Source organism: Methylophaga sulfidovorans (genome assembly GCF_900114205.1).
In the GTDB taxonomy this organism is placed as follows: Bacteria; Pseudomonadota; Gammaproteobacteria; order Nitrosococcales; family Methylophagaceae; genus Methylophaga; species Methylophaga sulfidovorans.
Genome location: NZ_FOSH01000008.1, coordinates 156,601 through 164,664, shown reverse-complemented (window position 1 = coordinate 164,664; position 8,064 = coordinate 156,601). Strand labels below are relative to the sequence as shown.

8 protein-coding genes are annotated in these 8,064 nt (G+C 41.5%); 2 read left to right on the top strand and 6 right to left on the bottom strand.

The annotated features are described in order from the left end of the window. Nucleotides 1-89: 89 nt before the first annotated feature. A complete protein-coding gene (locus tag BM232_RS08765; protein ID WP_245752859.1) occupies nt 90-1,628 on the bottom strand; it encodes an ABC transporter transmembrane domain-containing protein in 1,539 nt (512 codons plus the stop codon). A 114-nt stretch (nt 1,629-1,742) separates the two neighbouring features. Here BM232_RS08765 and BM232_RS08760 point away from each other — a divergent pair, with 114 nt between their 5' ends. Then, nucleotides 1,743-2,081, top strand: a complete 339-nt coding sequence (locus BM232_RS08760) for a hypothetical protein (protein WP_091713610.1) — start codon at nt 1,743-1,745, stop codon at nt 2,079-2,081. Here BM232_RS08760 and der read toward each other — a convergent pair. The 3 genes from der to BM232_RS08745 are packed head-to-tail and all read right to left on the bottom strand — an operon-like array spanning nt 2,078 to nt 5,290. Beyond that, nucleotides 2,078-3,487: a ribosome biogenesis GTPase Der gene (gene der, locus BM232_RS08755; protein WP_091713607.1), complete on the bottom strand. Its 1,410-nt coding sequence runs from the start codon at nt 3,485-3,487 to the stop codon at nt 2,078-2,080. The genes BM232_RS08760 and der overlap by 4 nt on opposite strands. Then, nucleotides 3,484-4,659, bottom strand: coding sequence for an outer membrane protein assembly factor BamB (gene bamB / locus BM232_RS08750; protein WP_091713604.1), 1,176 nt, complete (start codon nt 4,657-4,659; stop codon nt 3,484-3,486). The genes der and bamB overlap by 4 nt, the downstream gene beginning before the upstream one ends. Further along, nucleotides 4,649-5,290, bottom strand: coding sequence for a YfgM family protein (locus BM232_RS08745; protein WP_091713602.1), 642 nt, complete (start codon nt 5,288-5,290; stop codon nt 4,649-4,651). The genes bamB and BM232_RS08745 overlap by 11 nt, the downstream gene beginning before the upstream one ends. A gap of 280 nt (nt 5,291-5,570) precedes the next feature. Between BM232_RS08745 and BM232_RS08740 the strand changes: the two genes are divergently transcribed. Then, nucleotides 5,571-6,755: an ammonium transporter gene (locus BM232_RS08740; RefSeq protein WP_091713599.1), complete on the top strand. Its 1,185-nt coding sequence runs from the start codon at nt 5,571-5,573 to the stop codon at nt 6,753-6,755. Between the two features lie 28 nt (nt 6,756-6,783). Here the strand turns inward: BM232_RS08740 and lpxA are convergent, their stop codons facing one another. Further along, on the bottom strand, nt 6,784-7,554 hold the full coding sequence (lpxA, locus tag BM232_RS08735; protein ID WP_091713597.1) for an acyl-ACP--UDP-N-acetylglucosamine O-acyltransferase: 771 nt from the start codon (nt 7,552-7,554) through the stop codon (nt 6,784-6,786). Next, entirely contained in the window at nt 7,551-8,000 is a 450-nt protein-coding gene (gene fabZ, locus BM232_RS08730) for a 3-hydroxyacyl-ACP dehydratase FabZ (protein WP_007145904.1), read from the bottom strand. Before fabZ ends, lpxA begins: the two co-directional genes overlap by 4 nt. Between the last annotated feature and the right edge of the window lie 64 nt (nt 8,001-8,064).

Here is an 8,064-nt window from a genome sequence, read left to right as displayed (position 1 = left end):
ACTGGCAACGGCCGCATCAATTTAACGATGGATGTCCACCTGCAAAGGCGGAAGTTCTGTCTAAACCCGTGTCCGGAATTAGTTGACCACTACAAAGACACATCGGTTAAGGCATCAATAGGCTGTTCAGGATAACGAAAACTCACTTTTTTAAACTCAATCCCACCCTTAAATTCAGGGCGATGAAGAAACTCGCGTCCTGACGGTCTCTCAACAGGTAATGCCATAAGACTATTCAATGAACTTAATGCTGCTTTGGACTGATGATAACGAGTTAAAAGCCCGGCAAGCTGTGCCATAGGCGCTAATGCGCGGCCTGTTAGCAGCGTACTGGCAATAAGAGCCCCCATCGTGAGCTCATTTTCAGTAATCATGTAGACACCAAAAACAACGACTGAGATAGAAGCCATTTGCTGTAAAAATGAAGAAAAGTTAATTGCACTTGCAGATAAAATCCGGGCACGTTGACTGTATTTCGTCATAAAGCCAATCGTCTGTTCCCATTTCCTTTGTATAGGTGTCTCAGCACCAATACTTTTAATAGTTTCCAGGCCAGTTAACGTCTCAATCAAGGTTGAGCTTCTTTGGCCTGAATGTCTGAATAAGTGTTGAATCGTTTTTGATAAGGGAATCTGAATAATCAAGCTTACCAATATCGTTAAAGGGATTACCGCTAAAGGAATAAAAGCAACAGGACCAGCTACTAACCAGATAACCGTTATAAATAATAATGAAAAGGGCAAATCGACCAGCGTGGTTAACGTTGCCGAGGTAAAAAACTCTCTGAAGGATTCAAACTCCTGCATGCTATTAGCAAAGGAACCAACTGAATTGGATCGGGCAGACATTTTCACCGCCATCACTTTCTCAAAAATGGTGGAGGATAGAATGACATCAGCTTTTTTACTGGCGATATCAATAAAATAAGCACGGAGCGTGCGTAGTAACAATTCAAAAACGAAGACGGTAGCGACCCCAATCGCTAATACCCAAAGGGTTTCGATAGCACTATTAGGTACAACCCGGTCATAGACATTCATCACAAATAACGGTGAAGCTAATGCAAAACTATTCACTAAGATAGAGGCGATAAATACTTGGCCATAAATAGGCCAAAATCGCATAATCGTACCCCAAAACCAATGGTTCGCCCGTGGTATAGCTGAAAATTCAGTACGTTTATCAAATTGATGAACAGGTTTGATAAAAATACTATATCCAGAATACTGTTCTTCTAACTCATCAAGTGAAAGCTCTGATTCCCCTTCGCCTGTTTCAGGAAAAATAACTCTGGCTTTTGTTTTATTGATTTCAAGGAGAATGCAGGCATCCGCATTGTCCAGTAATAAAATAGCTGGCAAAACCAGATTAGATATTTTTGTCAGCTTTCGCTTTACTATTCGTGAAGATAAACCTGCACGTTCCGCTGCACGGCTAAATAATGATGGTGAAAGTTTATTATTAACTAAGGGAAGACCTGCGACCAGTGACTCTGGGCTATGCGGTTTGTTCAAAATTTTGGCCAGCAAAGTCAGACAAGACAATAGAGGATTATCATGCGTACGGTAGCTATCCTGAGCATCCCATTGCTCATTTTCAGTGGTATTGATGACAGGCTCCGTATACATCTTTATTACTTGTTGTTATTAATAAACTTGATGAGTTTCACAGTTTTTTAGTTTACTGTAAAGCATTGCTTGTCGTAACCTGCTATATGCATGGGTTTATAGGGTTTAAATAAAATGGTTTACGTAAAAAGAGATGAGTCAGCAAAAATCGTTGCTGTCTATGATAGGCCTCAAGCTGATGCTACAGAAAAATTATCAATAAACTCAACTGAATTAGTGGATTATTTAACACAATCGGAAAAAAAAGAGGATAGTCTCTCCGCGCTAAGCGCATCAGACCTATCATTAATAAGGGTACTAGAAGATTTAATCAATACTCTGATCGATAAACAAGTCATTCTATTCACTGACTTGCCTCTTGCTGCAAGAGAAAAACTAGCCAATCGTGAAAAAGTCAGGGATCAACTCAATAGCCTTGAAGACCTGATGAGTGATGATCCCGGATTACTCTAACTTTTGCGACTCTTTCTAGGTGGGCGCTGTTTTTTTTGTGGCGTGTTCTGAGTAGCGCTTTTTATTGCTTTATCACGGTATGGATTATCACTGGTTTTGAACTCAATCATCACTGGCGTTCCCTGTAATTTCAGTGCTTCCCTGAATGTATTTTCCAGATATCGCTTATAACTGTTTGGAGTCGATTCTGTCTGATTACCGTGAATAATAATTCTGGGTGGATTTTTTCCTCCCAAATGCGCATAGCGAAACTTAATGCGTCGACCTCTTACTAACGGCGGCGGATGATCAGCAATCGCATCTTCCAATACACGTGTTAAACGTGACGTTGGCACTTTGGTCATGGCTGATTGGAATGCCTGTCTCACCGACTTAAATAATAGGCCGACCCCACTACCATGTAATGCCGAAATAAAATGTGTCTTGGCAAAATTCAGGAAAGGTAAACGACGTTCGATATTGGTCGTGACCCACTCCCGTTCACTTTTTTCTAGACCATCCCATTTATTGACAGCAATAACAACCGCACGTCCACTTTCGATAATCAGTCCTGCCAGATGCAAGTCCTGCTCTACAATTCCTTCATGAGCATCAAGCACTAACATCACTACATTGGCATCTTCCAGGGCTTGCAATGTCTTTAAAACACTAAACTTTTCAAGTTTTTCAGACACTTTTGATCGGCGTCTGACACCTGCCGTGTCGATTAATGTGTAATTAACACCGTCTTTTTCAAATGGAATGTGGATACTATCGCGTGTTGTTCCAGGCTCATCAAAAGCCACCACACGCTCTTCACCTAATAGCCGATTAATTAATGTTGATTTACCAACATTAGGTCTACCCAATACTGCCAGACGGATTTCATTTTCATCAAAGGTATCCGCTACTTCATCAGATTCAATTTTCTCAACGGCCGGGATACGTTCTTTAATTTCAGCTAATAAGGTATCAATTCCTCTGCCCTGAGTCGCAGAAATCACTTGAGGTTCACCCAAGCCTAATGCATAAAATTCAGCCGATATAATTTCGCGGCGTTCCCCTTCTGTTTTGTTGATAACAAGACAAACAGGTTTTCCATCATTTCGTAACTGCTGAGCCACATCTGAATCAGTTGGCATCAGGCCTGCACGGCCATCAACAATGAATAAAATAAGATCAGCTTCATCAATCGCTAACTTAGCTTGCTTACGCATCAAGTCTGACATATTGTCAGTTTGATCAGTGAGTCCACCGGTATCAATCAATATGAAATCAAAGCCAGGCTCTTTCACCGTTCCATAAATACGATCACGCGTCAGGCCAGCAAAATCTGCGACCAATGCATCACGACTTCGTGTCAGCCGGTTAAAAATCGTTGACTTGCCAACATTGGGGCGGCCAACCAGCGCGATTACAGGTTTCAATTTTCGGGTACTCTCAGAGCGGTAATACTGCCATCAGCTGCAGTAATATAAACAACACCATCAACAACCAATGGCTTACTGTAGATTGGTCCGTCACTAATTTGCTGACGTGACACAAAACGGCCATCATCTCTGCCAATCCAATGGATATATCCTTCAAAGTCGCCAACGACAATGTAGTTTCCAGCGATCGCAGGTGCTGTCGGCTGGCGTCTTAACAATCTTGTCTGACGCCATAAAGCATCACCACTACCATCCTGTATAGCCCAGACATAACCTTCGTCATCAGTTACATACACGGCATCATGATAAGCTGCATCCAGCCCTACTTGTGAAGACATATCACGTGACCATAAAACACGACCAGAATTAATATCAACGGCAGCAAGTTGTCCCTGATAAGTCACCACATAAACCGTATCATCGATAACAACAGGATCAGCATCAATATCAACTAAACGTTCCAATTCCGTGCGACCACGTGGGATAGCAATACTATTTTCCCACAACACTTTGCCGTCATTTAACGATAATGCCACCAACTTACCATTATCATATCCAGCAATGACCTCACTGCCAGCAATCACTGGTCGGCCAGCACCACGTAAACTCAACAACGGTACAGCACGCTGGTATGACCAGAGTACTTTTCCATCTTCAGCTGAAATGCCGCTAACACGACCATCTGATGTTCGGCTGACAACAATACCATTTGCCGATGTCACAGGTGCTAAGACTTCACTGGTTAATTGGCTACGCCATAACTCTTTCCCATCGGCCTCATTCAGGGCAACTACCACACCCTTGTCTGAACCAACATAGATCATATTCATGCCGCCACCAATACCGGTAACTACATTGAAATCAAGATCTACATCCCAGAGTTCACGTCCTGTTTCAGCATTTAATGCCGTCACCTCACCTTCATGATCAACAGCGAATATTTTATTATTCTGCCACCATGATGACAGCTTGACTTTATTGTCACCGGCACCATCTCCAACACCTTTATCCCATAAAATTTTTGGGCTAATTTCACTGGTAAATTCAGTTAATGGTTCTGGCGGTTCTTCATAGGACTCATCAGCAAACCAACCACTCACTGTACTGCATGCTGATAAGAAAATACTTAGAGATAAACCTATCGTCAGTAAACGCAAATTAACTTTCATGTGCTGCTGCCACGTCATCTAATTTCATTTCAATTAAGGTCTGTCTCGGCTCACCTGAATTAAGACCAACTAATGCTTTTTGGTAAGCAGCGTGAGCTTCTTCAGCTTGTCCTTGTGCAGTTTTGATATCACCTTCCAACTCAGCAAATAGTGAATCAAACGCTGCAGCATCATTGGATGTCACTTGCTTCAATGCTTCATCTAACTGTCCATGATCAAATTCGACCTTTGCCAGTCTGAGTTTTGCTAACGCTTTATGTCCTGATAATGTTGCATTGGCAATTACCCATGTCAGGTAATCTTTTGATTTATCAAACTCACCCGCTTCACTGGCTTTCTCAGCCATTTGTAATGCTGCAAATACGGAATATGCACTATTTTTATTATCCTGCATTAACTTTTCAGTGCTCATTTCAGCAGCTGCATCGTCTTGATTGCTTACCGAGACAATGGCTTGCTGATAAGTTAAAGCAGCTTGCTGGTCTTGAACCTGTTGATAGTTCATCCAGTAACGGACCCCAAAAATACCGGCGATCCCTAAAATCACGCCTATAAACACAGAGCGACCATTTTCACGCCACCACTGTTTTATTGCTTCTGCTTTTTCTTCATCAGATGCATAGATATCCATGCGGTCTCCTCAACATCAGTTTTATCATCAATATAAAGCGGTTGATTATACGTTTTTATCAGCAGCTTGTGGATCAACAATTCAATGAACAATTTTCATGCAATTCATCAATAGCACCAATATAGTGCTTAAAACTTTGATTTCGCACCAAAATAAATCACCGCACAGTCCATAATCGAACATCACCGTATCTACACCATTGATTTAAAACATCTTTCAATTTTGGTGCGAGTCTTGCTATTTTGGTGCTTTATATCTAAACCAACGAGGGGATAAGATAGTGCATACTGCAAATGATGTTTTATTTATATTACTTGGCGCCATAATGGTGCTGGCCATGCACGCTGGCTTCGCATTTCTGGAAGTCGGAACAGTTCGCAAAAAAAATCAGGTCAACGCGCTGGTTAAAATTATTGTTGATTTTGCTATATCGACTATCGCTTATTTCTTTATTGGTTATGGCATTGCCTATAATTTACATTTCTTTGATGCGGCCCCCACACTTAATGAGAACTATGGCTACGGCCTGGTGAAATTCTTTTTCTTACTGACTTTTGCAGCAGCTATTCCTGCCATTGTTTCTGGTGGTATCGCAGAAAGAGCAAAATTCTATCCTCAATTAATCGCTACTTTTTTCATTGCCGGCTTTATTTATCCTTTTTTTGAAGGGATCAGCTGGAACGGTGCATTTGGTATTCAGGACTGGTTGAATTCTACCTATGGTGCCAACTTTCATGATTTTGCTGGTTCAATTGTCGTACATGCCGTCGGTGGCTGGATTGCTCTAGCGGCTGTTTTACATTTAGGTCCACGGCATGGGCGTTATGGCAAAAAGGGAGAGATTTTTGCTCACCCACCTTCGAATATACCTTTTCTGGCATTAGGTGCATGGATCTTAACTGTTGGTTGGTTTGGCTTTAATGTTATGTCGGCGCAAGCCATTGAAGGCATAAGTGGTTTAGTAGCAATTAACTCATTAATGGCGATGGTTGGCGGCATACTTGCTTCATGTTTAGCAGGAAAAAATGACCCTGGCTTCGTTCATAATGGACCGTTAGCTGGTCTTGTTGCTGTCTGTGCTGGCTCAGATATTATGCATCCGCTAGGTGCACTTATCACTGGGCTTGTTGCAGGTTCATTGTTTGTTTTCACATTCACCCTGACACAAAATAAATGGAAAATAGATGATGTCTTAGGTGTTTGGCCACTACATGGACTATGCGGTGTTTGGGGTGGTATAGCTGCGGGGATATTCGGCCAGGTTGCTCTAGGTGGTATGGGTGGTGTCAGCTTGATGTCTCAGCTTATTGGCACGACGCTTGGCATTATGATTGCGTTTGTCGGTGGGTTTATCGTTTACGGTTTACTCAAACTATTACTTGGACTGAGATTATCTCAAGAACAAGAGTATGAAGGTGCGGACTTAAGCATTCATAAAATTACAGCAACACCCAATAACGATTAGCTTAAATTGGATAAGGCATAATCCGTTGTTATCGGATTATGCCACCTTCCTGCTTCTTCAGAAAATCAGCTAATAAAGAAATCTCATCTGATTCTTGTTCTATGCTATCAATACGCAATTCCGCCTCTTCAAGTTTTAGCCCAGAACGGTATAAAACTTTATAGGCTTGGCGAATATTTTTTATTTGTATATCGCTGAAATTACGTCGACGCAGACCTTCAGCATTAATACCAAAAGGTTTCGCCATATGTCCTGAAACCAAAACATAAGGTGGAACATTTCTCGAGATAACACTACCCATCGCACTAAAAGAGTGAGATCCCATATAGTTAAATTGGCTGATTAAAGTAAAGCCACCTAAAATAACAAAATCGTCGATGATGACATGACCTGCCAACGAAGCATTGTTAGCAAAAATATTATCGTTACCGATAAGACAATCATGTGCGATATGCACATACGCCATAATCCAGTTATTACTTCCAAGACGTGTTATTCCACCGCCTTGGACCGTTCCACGATTAATAGTCACAGATTCACGGATAAGGTTGTTATCACCGATTTCAAGTAAAGTATCTTCACCATGAAACTTTTTATCCTGGGGCTCTTCACCTATTGAGGCAAACTGGAATATGCGGTTGTTTTTCCCAATTTTTGTTGGTCCATTAATCACTACATGCGAAGCAATTTCAGTGCCTTCGCCAATCTCGACCTTTGGGCCGATTACAGAAAAAGGACCAATCTTGACGTTATCAGCAATAACGGCAGTTGAATCAATAATAGCTGTCTGATGAATCACTTTGGCATTTCTTGGTTAACACACATGATATCTGCGCTGACAACAACTTCGCCATCAACACTTGCTTCACCTGTAAATTTCCATAAGTTACGTTTATTTTTTACCAGTTTAACTTCCAGTCTTAATTGATCGCCTGGCTCAACTGGTTTTTTGAAGCGGGCGTTGTCTATGCCTGCTAAATAATATAAGGCCTCATCTGATCGAATCTCATCAGCTGTTTTAAATGCCAATAAACCAGTTGCCTGAGCAAGGGATTCAAGGATTAACACGCCAGGCATAATAACGCGCTGAGGGAAGTGACCTGTAAAATGCGGTTCATTGAATGTGACATTTTTGATGCCGACTAAATGCTCGCCAGGTGTAAACTCAATGACTCTATCGATCAGTAAGAAAGGGTATCGATGAGGTAACAGGCGTTGAATTTCATGTATGTCAATCGTGTTCAAGCTAATATCCCTTGACTATTATTATATTAATAAAGACCGACAATCTTACTTTGAGTCGCCATTT